The organism is Acinetobacter sp. YH12233, assembly GCF_013417725.1.
Taxonomy (GTDB): domain Bacteria; phylum Pseudomonadota; class Gammaproteobacteria; order Pseudomonadales; family Moraxellaceae; genus Acinetobacter.
In genome coordinates this window covers 17,270-32,488 of the sequence record NZ_VPDK01000007.1, presented here as the reverse complement: position 1 = coordinate 32,488, position 15,219 = coordinate 17,270, and the positions used below count along the sequence as shown (strand labels likewise).

Below are 15,219 nucleotides of genomic sequence, written 5' to 3'. Positions count from 1 at the left end.
AAATTATTTATTATAACCATCGACATATTGCTTCAATTTATTAAACATTTTAAGTGAATCTTCAGATAAGTGGTACTGTTGAAACTGAGAAAATGCATTCTGAATTTCTTTATATTCAACATATTTCTCATACGACTTCAAAATCCGTTCACACCCTGTTTGTTCCACACTTTCCGCATCAATCAACAACTCTTCATACAATTTTTCACCAGGTCGCAATCCAGTAAATTCGATTTTGATATCACCAACACCATTTTCATCTATCGGTTTAAAACCACTCAAACGAATCATTTGTTGCGCCAAATCGACAATTTTAACCGGCTCACCCATATCCAATAAAAACACATCACCGCCTGTACCCATTGCACCAGCCTGAATCACCAACTGCGCCGCTTCCGGAATGGTCATAAAGTAGCGTGTCACTTCAGGGTGTGTCACTGTAACAGGTCCACCTTTCGCAATCTGTTTTTTAAACAAAGGAACGACAGAACCTGATGAACCTAATACATTACCAAAACGTACAATACTGATTTGAGTTTTAGGATTTGTCGATGCCAAACCTTGGCAATATAGTTCAGCCATCCGTTTAGAAGCACCCATGACATTGGTCGGGCGTACGGCTTTATCAGTCGAAATCAATACAAAAGTTTCTACGCCTTGATTAACTGCAGCATCCACACTACGAGCTGTACCAATCGAGGTATTATAAACCCCTTCAAAGGGATTGGCCTCAACCAAAGGTACATGTTTATATGCGGCGGCGTGATACACCGTTTGCACTTGGTATTGCTGAATAATACGTTCTAATTTTTGCTGATTGGTGACAGTGCCTAAGACTGGAATGACTTGAATGCCTGAATTTTGTAATTCTCGATCGATGCAGTACAAAGCAAACTCCGTCATCTCAAATAAGATTAAGAGCTTGGGCTCATGTTTCACGATTTGACGGCACAGTTCTGATCCGATGGACCCCCCTGCTCCAGTGACCATCACCACTTTATCTTGAATATTTTTTTGTAATAATTCAGGCTTAGGCGGTACAGGATCACGTCCAAGCAAATCAATAATGTCTACTTCTTGAATATCTGAAACGCTCACCTGCCCATCGACCAATTGGGTGACACCGGGCAATTCCATGATTTTCACTTGAGCTTGCTCAAAGGATTCGATCAGCTGTTTTTTTCGGCTGCGCCCCACGGATGGCATCGCCAATAAGATTTCTTCAATTTGGAATTTGGCAATTTGTTTTAACGCTTTTTGCGGTGCATAAATGTGTAAACCACTGAGTGACTGGCCTTGTAAAGACTTTTTATCATCAATAAAAAATACCGGCAGATAATTGTCTGAACGATAGAGCGCTGCCGCAATTTGTTGACCGGCTAAACCTGCTCCATAAATTGCTACCCGTTTACGATTTTGCTTTTTGGCAAAACTCCGTAAAGTCACATAGCGCAGAACTGCACGACTCCACCACATCCATGAAAAAACCACAAAGCCATACATGAGTGGAATACTCATCGGAATAAAGGCTAAATTGAGTTTTTTAATGGCATATAAAGCGACAATTTGAATAAAGGTCGCAATAGAAATTCGCAGTAAATAATCTTCATTAAAAGATCGGACAATGGCACGATAAATACCGAGTAAGGCAAAAATGGCCACACCCAGAATAGCAACAAAAACGTACCAATAATCCAGACCCGACATTACCGCTACATCAGGCTTAGCCAAACGGATGGCGTATACCAACCACATAATAATCGGCAAGACGCACAAATCCATCGCCACTAAAACGATTTGTTTTTGATGGCGCGGCAATGAAGCTAGGTAACGGATCAGGTCTTTCACGTCAGGCTCAGATGCATAGGGGAGAAAAAGATTTGGCGCTATTATACGCCAAATCATTGGGTTTTGAATTTTAGCGCATTTTAGCCATGACATTTTCAATCACATGTACTGTTTTCACGATACTTTCTTCAGAAAGTGTGGGATGTACCAAGAACATTAAGCTTGATTCACCCAATTGTTTTGCATGGGTCAAACGTTGTGCGGGACGCCACGGTGTACCATCAAAGGCATGTTCTAAATAAACTTCCGAACAAGAGCCGCTAAAGCATGGCACAGCTTGCGCATTTATTTCTGCCATGATCCGGTCACGCGACCATCCTTCAGGCAAACAGTCTACATTGACTTGTACATAGCATTTATAGGCTGCATGGACATATTCTGAAGATGGTTGAGATACCGTAAAATATGAACTATGTTCAAAAGCAGCGAAAATGCGTGCCATATTGACATTCCGCTGGGCTGTCCAAGTTGGCATCTGTTTTAGTTGTAGACGACCAATCACCGCCTGCATTTCCATCATGCGCCAGTTGGTACCAAAATGGTCATGTAACCAACGAAATCCCGGTGGATGTTGCTTGTTATATACTGTATCAAAGTTTTTACCGTGATCTTTATACGACCACATTTTTTTCCACAGATTTTCATCATTGGTGGTGACCATCCCGCCTTCACCACCAGTAGTCATAATTTTATCTTGGCAGAATGACCACGCTCCAATATGACCAATTGAACCAGCAGAGCGACCTTTATACATGGCACCATGGGCTTGGGCGCAATCTTCAATGACATATAGACCTTTTTCTGCAGCCAACTGCATAATCGGATCCATATCGCACATCCAACCCGCCAAATGTACGCAAATGATGGCTTTAGTATTCGGTGTGATCGCTGCTTCAATCGTACGGCGTGAAATATTTTGTGAATCAAGTTCGATATCTGCAAAAATAGGATTAGCTCCTGCAGTCACAATAGAACTGGCAGAAGCCAAGAAGGTTCGTGATGTCACAATAACATCATCACCTGCACCAATATCCAAAGCTTTCAGAGCAAGATCCAAAGCGACTGTACCATTTGCTACGGCAACCGCATGCGATGTCCCCACAAACTGTGCAAATTCCTTTTCAAATTCACGGCATTCTTGCCCTGTCCAATAGTTGACTTTATTGGATAAAAGAACCTTTGAAACCGCATCTGCTTCAGCTTGTGTGAAACTTGGCCACGGTTCAAATGCACTGTTTAACATGGATATTTTCCTAGTTTAAAAATTTATTTTGCTGTCAAAATCCGGGCAGGATTACCAACAACGGTAACACCTGCAGGTACACTTTTGGTCACTACTGCACCCATACCGACAATAGCGCCACGACCGATAATTAAAGGCTGATCAGGTGTGCCTTGTTTAATCACTGCGCCTGCACCGATATAGGCATGATCTTCAATATAGATATTGCCGTTGCATTTTACGCTCGGCGCAAAAGTAACGAAATCCCCAATGATGCAATCATGTTCGACATAGCTATATAAATTGGCATGAAAGCATTTGCCGATTTTGATATTGGATGTAATGGTGACAAATGGGCTAAGTGCTGCACCTTCAGCAATTTCAGCATCATCCATCAAAATGACGTTATCGGCTGAAATTGACCAAAGCTTAATATCATCAGCAGCTAAACGGTTGGCAATTTTTTCACGGACTTTACTATTGGCAATCGCAATTTGTACGTATTTTTCAGCTGCTGATTCAACTAAAAAAGCGTGGTAATTCATGGCACGATGACCATTTACTTCGACCATTGAATTGAGTGCATCATCAATAAATACAATTTCTGAAGTGTCGTGTTCACGGAGCAATTGCTGACGTGCAACAGGCATTAAACTGCGTCCACAACCTGAAACACCATAAATCGCATAGAGCTTAGTCATTTTTATGCTCCGATGAGCCGGTAAATTTGCTCATAGTCGCCTCACCTTCGGCACTGATATCATCCTTAGCAATCACCTTCTGAATTGTTTTCAGCATGATTTTAAAATCTAGCCACAACGATTGGTGTTCCACATACCAAGTATCGAGTTCAAATTTCTTTTCCCAGGAAATAGCATTGCGTCCATTGACTTGAGCGTGTCCGGTAATTCCCGGACGGACATTATGGCGTTTGGCTTGTTCTGCATTATATAAAGGCAAATATTCCATCAGCAGTGGTCGTGGCCCGACAATACTCATATCTCCTTTAATCACATTCCACAGTTCCGGCATTTCGTCCAAACTTGTGGCACGCAACATTTTGCCAAATGGCGTTAAACGCTCACTATCGGGTAATGGGTTACCTTGAGCATCCACCGCGTCTTTCATAGTACGAAATTTAATCATTTCAAAGGGTTTGCCATGTAAGCCTGGACGTACCTGACGAAACAACACCGGCGAACCTAGATTTTTTTTCACCTTATAAGCCACCAAGGCATACACAGGAGATAAGAGCACCAGCGCAGTTGAGGCAATTGCAATATCCAGTACACGCTTTAACATGGGTTCACTCTTTCGGTTGATTTAACAGCTAAGCTAAAAAGCTTCGTTTCACGATTATAAATAAGATTCAAACAACAACATATTTAGAAAATGTTTTGCTGATTGAACCCATCACAACTTGGTCGATTCACACCATTTGCACGGAATTATAGATCCGTCCAACGACGATTCACTGAACTTCCGGGATTATTCATGCTCAAGACCTTGGCATAATTCCCTGCAGCCGTTGCATTTTCAGGAATGTCCTTGGTCACCACACTACCAGCACCAATCGTTGCATTATCACCAATTTTGAGATGTTCAATAATGCAGACATTGGGTCCAATATAGACATTATCGCCAATTTCCGCTGCTTGACGTCCGCCATTGGCACCAATAGTAATAAATTGAGATAGATTAACATTGTTACCAATTATCGTCGTCGGATTGACTACCAATGGCCCACCGTGGCCAATATATAAACCATAGCCAATTTGAGTGGTAGTATGGATATCAATGCCATACTGCTTTTTTTTATAATAATAAATAGGGTAAGCAAACTTCGCCCAAAATGTTTTTGCACTGGCTAATCGCAGCCAAAACGAAAAATTAAAGCCACGATTAAAAAAATAATTTTTCAGAAATGCTTTGACCGTCACTGTACCGGTGTAACGATATAAATCACTTTTAATATATTTCAAAGTCATACGTTTAACTCAGATCCGGATATAAATTCAGGCGATATTTTTTAGCCATGAAATTAATGTCCTTTCTAGATCATTCCCATTTCTGTCAGCATGTGGCGATTCACTTGATGCACATCATATTTATTTAAGGCAATTTCACGCGAACGCTGCCCCATGTAATCAATCAGTTTCGGATCTTCAATAAAATAGCGCATAGATTGCACCAATTCATCTACCGATTTCACTGCGACTAAATAACCATTCACCCCATGATTGACGGTTTCACGACAACCCGGTGCATCCGTGGTAATCACTGCACGCCCCATCGCCATGGCTTCTAACACTGTACGTGGCGTGCCTTCACGGTAAGAGGGCAACACATAGACTGAACTGGCTGCAATTGCAGGTCGAACATCACTCAGTTTACCCCAAAAATGAAGTCGTTGATCCGTAATCCAACAATCTAATTCGGCTTGTGCAATCGCGGATGGATTATCATCAATCCAACCGACCAAATGAAATTCTGCTGCTGGATAATCTTGTTTAATGATGCGCGCCGCTTCTGCATATTCACGTACGCCTTTGTCACCCAATAATCGTGCAATCAGCAAAAAGGATGCTTTAACCATACCCGCATCATTTTTCGGTAACAGCATCACCTTAAAATCCTGCACATTAACACCCGAACCATTCACCACCACTGTGGGCTTATCGGCAGCGAGCAAATGCATGTCTTGAAATAATTTCAAATCGTCTGGGTTTTGAAAAAAGACTTTATGGGCATGTTTTAAAGCTTGCGCATATAGACCATGCACCATTTTTTGGAAAATACTGTGTTGTCCCGATTCCACATTTTGGAAGGCATAGCCTAAACCGGTAATCAAAGCAAAACGTTGAGGAACTTTAGCCAACCATGCTGCCAAGGTGCCATAGATCACCGGTTTAATCGTATAGGACAGCACCACATCGGGCTGAATTTGGCGAATCTGTTGATATAAATGCTTGAGTAATTTCAAGTCCGCAACAGGATTCGTCCCTGTGCGCTGCATCGGAATTTCATGTACCTGATAGCCAAGTGCAATGAGTTTTTGATGTTCATCCGGAAATTGATTCAGCTCTGGTGCCATGATATGCACCTCATAGCCGAGTAAGGAAATCGCCTCCAATAATTTGCCACGAAAGTTCAATGCAGAAGGTAAAAAACTGCTGATCATTAAAAATTTCATGCGTCTTGACTCCACATCTGCATGTATTGCTGACTCACATGGTCAATGGAAAAATTGGATTCAACCCGCTGACGCACCAATTGCTTCATGTTTATTTTTTCATTTGAACTGAGTTGAACATAATTCAAAATAGCTTGGGCTAAAGCTATTGAATCCCGTGGCGGTACAATCCAGCCAAAGTCATCGACAATAAATTTAGCATCCCCCACATCGGTACTAATACACGGCAACCCCGAAGCCATGGCTTCGACCAAGACATTGGGAAATCCTTCGGTAATCGAGGTCATTAAAAAGGCATCTATCGACTGATAAAAAGCAGGCATATCTGAGATTTGATCGAGTAACTGAACTTTTTCACTCTCTAATTGATACTGCTCAAATAATGCTTTCACTTCAGGATGCTCCAAACTGGCGCCCCCACCCGCAATTTTAAATCGAATCGGATGGTCTTTGAGTAAGCTCATGGTTTCAAATAAATAAGGATAACCTTTAGCGGTATGATAACGCCCAGCAAAACCAATCGTAATCGGCTGATGCAACTCCGGATTCGGTTGGAATTGCTGCAAAAACACCCCATTCGGAATTACTACACTTTGCGAATTGCTCAATCCGTATGTTTGATGCTGAATTTGTGAAGAATGTGCGCAATAGACAATACCTGCTGGCTGACTAGACAAATATCGACTCAGAATTAATGCTGTTTTGGTACTCAAAGACTCTTCTTTGGTCGAGGCCAAAGAATGATGAATACCCCAAAAGACTTTGGGTGCTTGTTTCAAACCCAATAGGCTTAAACTGGTCAATACATTGGCATGATACATCCAGCATTGCACAGCCTGTGGTGCCCACTGCTTAAGTAATTGACGCAGTTTTAAAGTCACTGGCAAGGTATTTATACCATTCCAACCCAAGGCATAATGTGCCTGACAACGCTGCAATGTCGTTTGATAGACAGTCGAGGTTTTCATCAATGCAATCACAACATGTTGATATTGCGATTCAGTTTGTTCAATCAAGCGTGCCAGCATCATTTCTGCCCCACCGACACCAGCAAAATTAGTGATCACATGCACAATGGTCGGTTTCGTTGCACTCATTGTGTTTGCTCCATCAAACTAAGATACTGTTGTTGCACGGTCTGCTTATTGAACTGTTGGCAATGTTGCTTAAAATCCTCAAGCGTATACTCAACATAAGCACCATATATGGCTTGCTGCATCGCATTCACCATCGCGGCCTGATCATTACAGGGTACCAATAAACCAAATTTTGAATCTTGCAAAATTTCCATCGGGCCACTTGGACAATCGGTACTTACCACTTTCACTTGAGATGCCAAGGCTTGAATCAATACACCCGGCAAGCCTTCCCAATTGGAACTTAAAACAAAGAGTGCTGCATATTTAAAATAGGCATAAGGATTGGCATCAAAACCTGGGATGTCCACCACTTCCGTTAAATTAAGCGATGCCCGTAATGCTTCGAGCTCAGACCTCAGCTCGCCTTCACCTAAAATAATTAAACGTGTTTCAAGATGTGCTTGATGTAGTTCAGCAAAAGAGCGAATTAAAAAAGCAAAATTTTTCGCTTCGGTTAAACGCCCTACCGCCAAAATAACCTTGTGATCCTTGCTAAAAAACCGATGCTGAACCGGTGCTTTCAGCTTTTCAAAATAAGCAGCATCTAAAACGGGGTTGTAGATGGTCTTTAAATTATTCGTTTGATATTGATAATAGTCACGAAAATCATCTCGTACCCCATTTGAGACACAGACCACTTGCGCTGCATCTCGATAGGTCCAATTGACCAAAGTTTGAAAGATCCATTTTTTCATCCCTGACAATTTCATGTTCTTTGATGGAGTCGAAACTTCACGGAAAATTAATTTCACTGGCACTTTTGCCAGTTTTTTTGCGATTCCACAGACAATATTACTGTGCGTTTGCGTCGCAACCAGCACTTGATAGTTTTCTTTTTGCAACAGTAATTTTAAAGGCTGTATCGCACTAATTACCCGACCACAAGCCAAATCAACCAAGTTAATTTTAGGACTAACTTCAGGCAATAATTTTGATTTTTCATCCGTGAGATTACAGACCACCAAATCAATATTCAAACCTTGTTCAGCAAAACTATTCGCCAGTTGAATCACTGTACGTTCTGCACCACCACCACCCAATGTGGGCAAAAAGAACATGACTTTATTCAACATGATGGAAGACCTAACAATGGGAGATTAAAAATGATGTTGTTGCGCAGCTTGTTTTGCATTTTGCAGTTCAATAGCGCGCTGCACACGCTGTTGATAATCACTAATACCCACTAATTCAGCATCGCTGACGCAGGTATCTTTAATTTTGGTTTGGAAGTCGGCAAAACTAGAAACGACTTTTGCAGGTGCACCGACTGCGACAGAATCATCCGGAATATCTTTGATTACCACCGAACCTGCTCCAATCACCACATTCGAACCAATAGTCACGCCCGGCATGACAATCGTATTCACCCCAATAAACACATGTGAACCCACTTGAATTGGCGCAAAGCGTTGATAGCGTTGGCCTTCAGCATTTTTTACCAAACAGGTACTGCCATCATGGGTAATAAATTTTACCCCTGAAGTCACTGTAACATGGTCACCGATACTGACCAAAAATGGCTCTGAACCCCAACTTTTAATATAAATGCGGCAATGTTCACCGACCTTCACCCCTTTTTTACGCGCATACGCCACACTGCCTTTGAGCACAAAATAAGCCAAGTCAAAAATTGCAGTGAATACGGATTTAATCAATGCCATGCACGATACCTAAACGGTAAATAGAGAATGAAAGTGGCCTATTTTACGCTGATTTTCAGCCCAGACCTAGACGCTATTTTCGCAGATTGCTTAGGTTAAAAATTAAGGGGTAAATTCAATCTAAAAATGAATGGAAGCCAAACTACTATTTAATTTTTTTCGCCGGCACACCAACATACACGCCCGACTCAGTCAAAGATTTGGTCACAAGGCTACAGGCTCCAATCACCGTATCATTTGCAATCTGAACACCATCTAATACCGTCACCCGTGCGCCGAGCCAAATATTTTCACCGAGCTTCACACCTTGCTTAGTAATCGCGTCTTTGACCAACACATCCGGATCATCAAATTTATGATTACTCGCAATAATAATACTTTGCGTGCCGATACGAGTGTTATCGCCAATTTTCACCCCACCGCAACCATTAATAAATGATTTGGAATTAATACTGACGTCTCGACCAATTTCAATCTGACCGCCAAAGCATTTGATATAACAACTTTCACCAATAAAACTATGGTCTGCAATATGTAGAGATGCACTCTTTTCGACAATTAAACTGACCTGATCGCCAATATAAACATGCTTACCAATTTTCACATCGCCTGAAATTTCCAAGCAGCAATTCTTACCAAAATATTTAAATTTCGTCCCAAAAGCCAAGTTATAGAAAAACTTGCGGCCTTGTGCACTTAGCCATTTGAACAGTTTTAAGGCTTTAAAAAACATCATTTTTTAGCGCTCCATACCGCATATAAAATGGCAAAGTTATAGAAAATCAGCGATACAGGTACCGCCAGCAACATATAAATTTTATTTTCGACACAGAAATATAAAGCGGCAAATAAGCCAATTTTAATGATCAGTTCTACAATTTGTAATTTAAATAATACCTGACTATTGCGCTTCGCAATTAAAAAGGCAGAACTTGGTGGATTACAGAATATTGCCCAGTAACCCAATGCCAAAATCGCAAAATAGTGAGAAATACCGACCCATTCCTGACTAAAAATCAATAAATATACTGATTCCGGTAAAACAAAGAAAATAGCAAAAAATGGTAAAGAAACCAAACTCAGCAACACACTACTTTTAAATGCATCTTGTGCCGCATCAGACTGTTTAAATTTACGAATAAAGAATTGGCGTAGGGTTTGCGAAATTAAATTAATTGGCACCCGCAGCGTACGTTCAACAATGGCATAAAAGCCCATCGCCTGCACACCAACAAAATGAGACACCGCATAATAAGGTAGGTTGTGTGAAAAACTGTTCAGCAAAGCGTGTGGGGTATTGCTATAAATAAAGTCTTTATAGCCTTTAAATGCATTCCAACTAACTTGATACAATTCATGCTTCAGTACATAGATGAATACTGCCAGCACCATCAACACTGAACTAATATTATAACTGTTAATTAAGCTGATACTGAACACGAGCGGCAATGACAATTGCACTGCAACCACGATCAAACTGCGAAAAATATTCAGTCCTGCACAGAAAAATTCTTGATGCGCGGCGAACTGATAATTGTATAAGCTTTGAATCAGGGTATTCGCCATAACACCACTAACAATTGCCAACACCATACTGAACTCTAAAAAGAAACTCAGCACAACTGCCGACACAAAACTGATCACTAAAGAGAACACAGCACCTTCAAACATCAGGCTTTTTTTATCGGACTCTTCTGCGACCAATAAGGCTTGATCCAGTCTTAAATTGGCAATGGTCGATAAAACACTGACCACCGCCAATGCAATACCGTACGCACCGAAATCATGGACAGAATATAAGCGCGTTAAAAAAGGAAGTGCGGTAAATGTGATTACCGCACCGACCAATAAACTCGCTGTAATTAAGCCAATCGACTGATATTTGGCGACGAGGTGTTGCATCATGTCAGATTATTAACATACCAACGCATCGCCAATTGAATCCCTTCTGCAATTTTAAATTGTGGTTCATAGCCCAAATGCTGCTGAATTTTCGCAATACTGGCTTGTGAATGACGAACATCCCCTGCTCGGAACTCACGATACACAGGATCGCGTTCAAAATTCACTTGATTTTCTGCGAGTGCCACTTGAATTGCACGATACAACTCATTCAAAGTCGTACGATCACCCACTGCCACGTTATAGACCTGATTTTTCGCCGCTTCATCTTGGGTTGTTGCCGCTAAAATATTGGCTTGCACTGTATTGTCAATGAAACAAAAATCACGACTGGTTTCGCCGTCTCCATTAATGAAGACATCTTCACCTGCGATCATAGACGACGTCCATTTCGGAATCACCGCCGCATAAGCACCGTTTGGATCTTGGCGCTGACCAAAAACATTGAAATAGCGTAGACCAATTGCTTTAAAGCCATATGTTTTTGCAAAAACATCTGCATACAGCTCATTAACATACTTAGTCACTGCATAGGGTGAAAGCGGTTTACCGATATTTTCTTCGACTTTGGGCAATGCCGGATGATCACCATACGTTGAACTACTCGCCGCATAGGTAAAACTCGAGACCTGAGCATCACGTGCGGCAACCAACATATTTAAAAAGCCTGTGATATTGGCGCTATTGGTCAATATAGGATCTGCAATAGAGCGAGGTACTGAGCCTAAAGCTGCTTCATGCAATACATAATCCACGCTTGTGCAGGCATTTTGACAATCTGTAATGTTACGAATATCACCTTCAATGAAGCGAAAATTTGCCCATTGCGCTGTTGATACTAAACCTTGAACTTCATCCAAGTTATGCTGATGGCCCGTGGCGAAGTTATCTAAACCCACAACTTTTTGGTTCAGTTTTAACAAGGTTTCCAATAGGTTTGAACCGATAAATCCTGCAACACCTGTCACCAACCATGTTTTCGGTGCTTGTTGCAATTGTGCACAAACCGTTTGATATTGGCTCATTTTCATATCCTAAAATGTGGTGAATTACAGACGCAAATCAGATTCAGATTGATCGAGTACATATTTCAAGTCATACAACACATGACTCGCCTTACCTAAAGCACGAATTTCTGCTGCACCCATGGCTTTAAATTGCTCATGTGCCACCGCCAAAATCACTGCATCATATTGACCATTTTCAAGACGAGCTACTGGCGTAATACCGTATTCATGTTGAGCTTCAGCAGTATCGATCCAAGGATCATACACATCCGCTTGAATATGATATTCCTGCAACTCATGCACTATATCGATAATTTTGGTATTTCGAATATCGGGACAATTTTCTTTAAAGCTTAGACCTAGCACCAGTACTTTTGCACCTTCGACCTGAATCTTTTTCTTGATCATACCTTTGACAAGCTGGGTCACCACATAAGCCCCCATACTGTCGTTTAAACGACGGCCTGCCAAAATAATTTCAGGGTGATAACCAATCGATTGTGCTTTATGGGTTAAATAGTAGGGATCGACACCAATACAGTGCCCTCCAACAAGCCCCGGACGGAACGGTAAAAAGTTCCATTTGGTTCCTGCCGCCTGCAACACTGCTTCCGTATCGATATTCATTTTATTGAAAATCAACGCCAACTCATTAATTAAAGCAATGTTGACATCACGCTGAGTATTTTCAATGACTTTGGCTGCTTCAGCCACTTTAATACTGGGTGCTTTATGCGTACCCGCCTCAATAATCAGGTTGTAGACTTCATCTACATAATCTGCAATTTCAGCTGTAGAGCCAGAAGTAATTTTCAAGATATTAGTCACGCGGTGCAATTTATCACCCGGATTAATACGTTCTGGACTATAGCCTGCATAAAAGTCTTGGTTGAATTTCAGCCCTGAAACGCGCTCTAACACTGGAATACATTTTTCTTCTGTTGCACCCGGATAAACAGTAGATTCATAAACGACTACGTCACCTTGTGAAAGAACTCGACCAATACTTTCCGATGCTTTCACCAAAGGGGTTAAATCGGGCTGTTTGTACTCATCAATCGGAGTTGGTACTGTGACAATAAAGAAGTTACATGACTTTAAGTCTTCCAAATTTGCGGTATATGCTAATTGCGTAGACTGCGCCAATTCTTCCGGAGACACTTCTAAAGTGTGATCTTGACCTGATTTGAGTTCATCAATACGCTTTTGATGGATATCAAAGCCCACTACAGGGACCTTTTTACCAAACTCAACAGCCAGTGGTAAACCCACATAACCTAATCCGATAATGGCAATTTTTAATTCGGAGAGTTGTAACATACTGAAGCCTATGTTATAGATGAACCACAATCATCGTTATGTTGTAAATAGAGGGTTAATATAGCAGAAAATTAACTTATACATGGGGGAAAGATAGCTAACTTGTATCGTAATTCGCTATAAATGGTTGATCAACAATGGGGGAAATTTACACCTTATTTTAAGTTGCATAGCGATTTCAGCAGCAATTTCCTTTATTTTATAAAACTTTTATAATCTGACTAAACATCCCTTATAAAACTTACTATTGTAAACATCTTTGGCTATATTAAAGCGTTTGATTGGTATAAACTTTGCAATTCTGAAAATGAATAAATTGGATATCTTATCCCGTATTCTAATGGGTCAAATAATTTAATAAATAGGATTTGGATTCGAGTGAGTTACTATCGTTTTAGTTGCATATTAGCACTAGGTTTAAGTATGACAGGTTGTGCCATTACATCAGGCCTTCAAACCTATGATTTACCAGCAGAAGGTGCATATCAAACTGATCAAGGTGCTCAGTTAAATGTTGTTCCATTAACTCAAAACAATGTCCCAGCTATCAGTCAATCTAACAACCAAAATTATTCTGATCTTCAGTCTTTATTTAGATCTCAACAGTCGATTTATCGACTTAGCCCTGGTGATGTTCTTTCAATTCAACTTTGGGCTTATCCTGAAATTACCCCTCCTATTCAAGACGCAACCAACATTAAAGCAGTGGGCTATCCCATTGACCCGAATGGCCGCGTGCACTTACCTTTAGTCGGTTCTGTCAAAGTTTCAGGAAAAACGCTGGCTGAAGTGAACACCTTTTTACGTAGCCAATTTAGCAAATATCTGAAACACCCTGACGTGGTTGTTCGTGTCCTTTCATACGAAGGACGACGTTATTTCGTGAATGGGCAGGTTCTTAAAAGTGGTCAATATACTCTAAATGATCAACCGATTAGTCTTTACACAGCTTTAGGTCAAGCCGGCGGTATTGACACAAAAACAGGTGATACCACAAATATTCAACTCATTCGAAATGGGTCGACCTATAATTTGAATACCATTCAATTAGAAAAAAATGGTCTATCCCTACACAATTTATTGATACAACCCAATGACACTATTTTTGTAAATACCAAACAAGATCAAAAATTATATGTCATGGGCGAATCAAGCAAAAGTCAGGCAATTAGCTTGAGAGATCAAGGTATGACTTTAAGTGATGTCTTAGGTGAAAGTGAAGGAATCAACCCATACTCAGCAAGCGCAGCCAAAATTTATGTCATGCGAACTGATTTAAATAATAATGAATCGACAATCTATCATTTAAATTTAAGCAGCATCGGTAATTTAGCATTAGCTAATCAATTCCAAATGAAAAAAAATGACATCGTGTATATTGATGCCTCTGGTTTAGCACGTTGGCAGCGCATCATGAATCAAATTATTCCATTCTCAAGTGCTTTATATAGCTTTGATCAGCTTGGAAAATAAGACATGGCCTTTCAAAATATCCTTGTTGTTTGTGTAGGAAATATTTGCCGAAGCCCCATGGCTGAGTATTTTTTAAAATCAAATTGCCCAAATCACCACATCGAATCTGCTGGCTTATCGGCAATGGTTGGGCATCCTGCAGATGAAAAAGCTATTCATTGTATGGATCAATTTAATATTGATATGCGCACACATGTTGCTAAACAAATTACTGCATCGCTAATCAAGCAAGCAGATTTAATTTTAGTGATGAGCAATAATCAAGCCCAGCATATTGAAAAGCAATGGCCTTTTGCCAAGGGAAAGGTCTTTCGTTTAGGTCACTGGCAAGATCAAAATGTACCTGACCCATACAAGCATGACCAAGCTTTTTTTGATGAATCCTGTCAAAACATCAAGCTATATGTTCAGGATTGGATCAAACATTTAATTTAAATTATTGAATAATCAGTTG

General features: G+C 40.7%; 15 protein-coding genes. 2 read left to right on the top strand and 13 right to left on the bottom strand.

From position 1 onward, the window contains the following. Window positions 1–3: 3 nt before the first annotated feature. The 13 genes from FTV12_RS04960 to tviB all read right to left on the bottom strand — a co-directional run bounded on the left by FTV12_RS04960 (window position 4) and on the right by tviB (window position 13,292). On the bottom strand, window positions 4–1,848 hold the full coding sequence (locus FTV12_RS04960) for a nucleoside-diphosphate sugar epimerase/dehydratase (RefSeq protein WP_180033613.1): 1,845 nt from the start codon (window positions 1,846–1,848) through the stop codon (window positions 4–6). Window positions 1,849–1,918: 70 nt separating this feature from the next. Further along, the gene (locus FTV12_RS04955; RefSeq protein ID WP_180033612.1) at window positions 1,919–3,091 is read right to left on the bottom strand and encodes a DegT/DnrJ/EryC1/StrS aminotransferase family protein; all 1,173 of its coding nucleotides are present in this window, start codon (window positions 3,089–3,091) and stop codon (window positions 1,919–1,921) included. 23 nt (window positions 3,092–3,114) lie between these two features. Beyond that, window positions 3,115–3,771 carry a NeuD/PglB/VioB family sugar acetyltransferase gene (locus FTV12_RS04950; protein ID WP_180033611.1) on the bottom strand — a complete coding sequence of 219 codons (657 nt, stop codon included), beginning with the start codon at window positions 3,769–3,771 and terminating at the stop codon, window positions 3,115–3,117. After that, on the bottom strand, window positions 3,764–4,372 hold the full coding sequence (locus tag FTV12_RS04945) for a sugar transferase (RefSeq protein WP_180033610.1): 609 nt from the start codon (window positions 4,370–4,372) through the stop codon (window positions 3,764–3,766). The genes FTV12_RS04950 and FTV12_RS04945 overlap by 8 nt, the downstream gene beginning before the upstream one ends. Before the next feature lie 146 nt (window positions 4,373–4,518). Next, complete coding sequence (locus tag FTV12_RS04940; RefSeq protein ID WP_180033609.1) at window positions 4,519–5,058, bottom strand: serine O-acetyltransferase; 540 nt, start codon at window positions 5,056–5,058, stop codon at window positions 4,519–4,521. A gap of 65 nt (window positions 5,059–5,123) precedes the next feature. Then, window positions 5,124–6,263, bottom strand: coding sequence for a glycosyltransferase family 4 protein (locus tag FTV12_RS04935; RefSeq protein WP_180033608.1), 1,140 nt, complete (start codon window positions 6,261–6,263; stop codon window positions 5,124–5,126). Further along, entirely contained in the window at window positions 6,260–7,360 is a 1,101-nt protein-coding gene (locus FTV12_RS04930) for a glycosyltransferase (RefSeq protein ID WP_180033607.1), read from the bottom strand. The genes FTV12_RS04935 and FTV12_RS04930 overlap by 4 nt, the downstream gene beginning before the upstream one ends. After that, entirely contained in the window at window positions 7,357–8,475 is a 1,119-nt protein-coding gene (locus FTV12_RS04925) for a glycosyltransferase (protein WP_180033606.1), read from the bottom strand. Before FTV12_RS04925 ends, FTV12_RS04930 begins: the two co-directional genes overlap by 4 nt. 24 nt (window positions 8,476–8,499) lie before the next feature. Then, a complete protein-coding gene (locus FTV12_RS04920; RefSeq protein ID WP_180033605.1) occupies window positions 8,500–9,063 on the bottom strand; it encodes an acyltransferase in 564 nt (187 codons plus the stop codon). A gap of 145 nt (window positions 9,064–9,208) precedes the next feature. Beyond that, window positions 9,209–9,799, bottom strand: coding sequence for an acyltransferase (locus FTV12_RS04915; protein WP_257220873.1), 591 nt, complete (start codon window positions 9,797–9,799; stop codon window positions 9,209–9,211). Beyond that, window positions 9,796–10,968, bottom strand: a complete 1,173-nt coding sequence (locus FTV12_RS04910) for an oligosaccharide flippase family protein (RefSeq protein WP_180033604.1) — start codon at window positions 10,966–10,968, stop codon at window positions 9,796–9,798. The genes FTV12_RS04915 and FTV12_RS04910 overlap by 4 nt, the downstream gene beginning before the upstream one ends. Further along, the gene (locus FTV12_RS04905; protein ID WP_180033603.1) at window positions 10,965–11,990 is read right to left on the bottom strand and encodes an NAD-dependent epimerase/dehydratase family protein; all 1,026 of its coding nucleotides are present in this window, start codon (window positions 11,988–11,990) and stop codon (window positions 10,965–10,967) included. The genes FTV12_RS04910 and FTV12_RS04905 overlap by 4 nt, the downstream gene beginning before the upstream one ends. Before the next feature lie 24 nt (window positions 11,991–12,014). After that, entirely contained in the window at window positions 12,015–13,292 is a 1,278-nt protein-coding gene (tviB, locus tag FTV12_RS04900; RefSeq protein WP_180033602.1) for a Vi polysaccharide biosynthesis UDP-N-acetylglucosamine C-6 dehydrogenase TviB, read from the bottom strand. A 423-nt stretch (window positions 13,293–13,715) separates the two neighbouring features. Between tviB and FTV12_RS04895 the strand changes: the two genes are divergently transcribed. Next, window positions 13,716–14,765, top strand: a complete 1,050-nt coding sequence (locus tag FTV12_RS04895) for a polysaccharide biosynthesis/export family protein (protein ID WP_180033654.1) — start codon at window positions 13,716–13,718, stop codon at window positions 14,763–14,765. 3 nt (window positions 14,766–14,768) lie between these two features. Beyond that, the gene (locus FTV12_RS04890; protein WP_180033601.1) at window positions 14,769–15,200 is read left to right on the top strand and encodes a low molecular weight protein-tyrosine-phosphatase; all 432 of its coding nucleotides are present in this window, start codon (window positions 14,769–14,771) and stop codon (window positions 15,198–15,200) included. Window positions 15,201–15,219 lie beyond the last annotated feature (19 nt).

What these genes read in the sequence shown, in the direction of transcription:
- FTV12_RS04955 (WP_180033612.1), bottom strand. Translation starts at nt 3,091, where the DNA reads ATGTTAAACAGTGCATTTGAACCGTGGCCAAGTTTCACACAAGCTGAA.
- FTV12_RS04950 (WP_180033611.1), bottom strand. Translation starts at nt 3,771, where the DNA reads ATGACTAAGCTCTATGCGATTTATGGTGTTTCAGGTTGTGGACGCAGT.
- FTV12_RS04945 (WP_180033610.1), bottom strand. Translation starts at nt 4,372, where the DNA reads ATGTTAAAGCGTGTACTGGATATTGCAATTGCCTCAACTGCGCTGGTG.
- FTV12_RS04940 (WP_180033609.1), bottom strand. Translation starts at nt 5,058, where the DNA reads ATGACTTTGAAATATATTAAAAGTGATTTATATCGTTACACCGGTACA.
- FTV12_RS04935 (WP_180033608.1), bottom strand. Translation starts at nt 6,263, where the DNA reads ATGAAATTTTTAATGATCAGCAGTTTTTTACCTTCTGCATTGAACTTT.
- FTV12_RS04930 (WP_180033607.1), bottom strand. Translation starts at nt 7,360, where the DNA reads ATGAGTGCAACGAAACCGACCATTGTGCATGTGATCACTAATTTTGCT.
- FTV12_RS04925 (WP_180033606.1), bottom strand. Translation starts at nt 8,475, where the DNA reads ATGTTGAATAAAGTCATGTTCTTTTTGCCCACATTGGGTGGTGGTGGT.
- FTV12_RS04920 (WP_180033605.1), bottom strand. Translation starts at nt 9,063, where the DNA reads ATGGCATTGATTAAATCCGTATTCACTGCAATTTTTGACTTGGCTTAT.
- FTV12_RS04915 (WP_257220873.1), bottom strand. Translation starts at nt 9,799, where the DNA reads ATGATGTTTTTTAAAGCCTTAAAACTGTTCAAATGGCTAAGTGCACAA.
- FTV12_RS04910 (WP_180033604.1), bottom strand. Translation starts at nt 10,968, where the DNA reads ATGATGCAACACCTCGTCGCCAAATATCAGTCGATTGGCTTAATTACA.
- FTV12_RS04905 (WP_180033603.1), bottom strand. Translation starts at nt 11,990, where the DNA reads ATGAGCCAATATCAAACGGTTTGTGCACAATTGCAACAAGCACCGAAA.
- tviB (WP_180033602.1), bottom strand. Translation starts at nt 13,292, where the DNA reads ATGTTACAACTCTCCGAATTAAAAATTGCCATTATCGGATTAGGTTAT.
- FTV12_RS04895 (WP_180033654.1), top strand. Translation starts at nt 13,716, where the DNA reads ATGACAGGTTGTGCCATTACATCAGGCCTTCAAACCTATGATTTACCA.
- FTV12_RS04890 (WP_180033601.1), top strand. Translation starts at nt 14,769, where the DNA reads ATGGCCTTTCAAAATATCCTTGTTGTTTGTGTAGGAAATATTTGCCGA.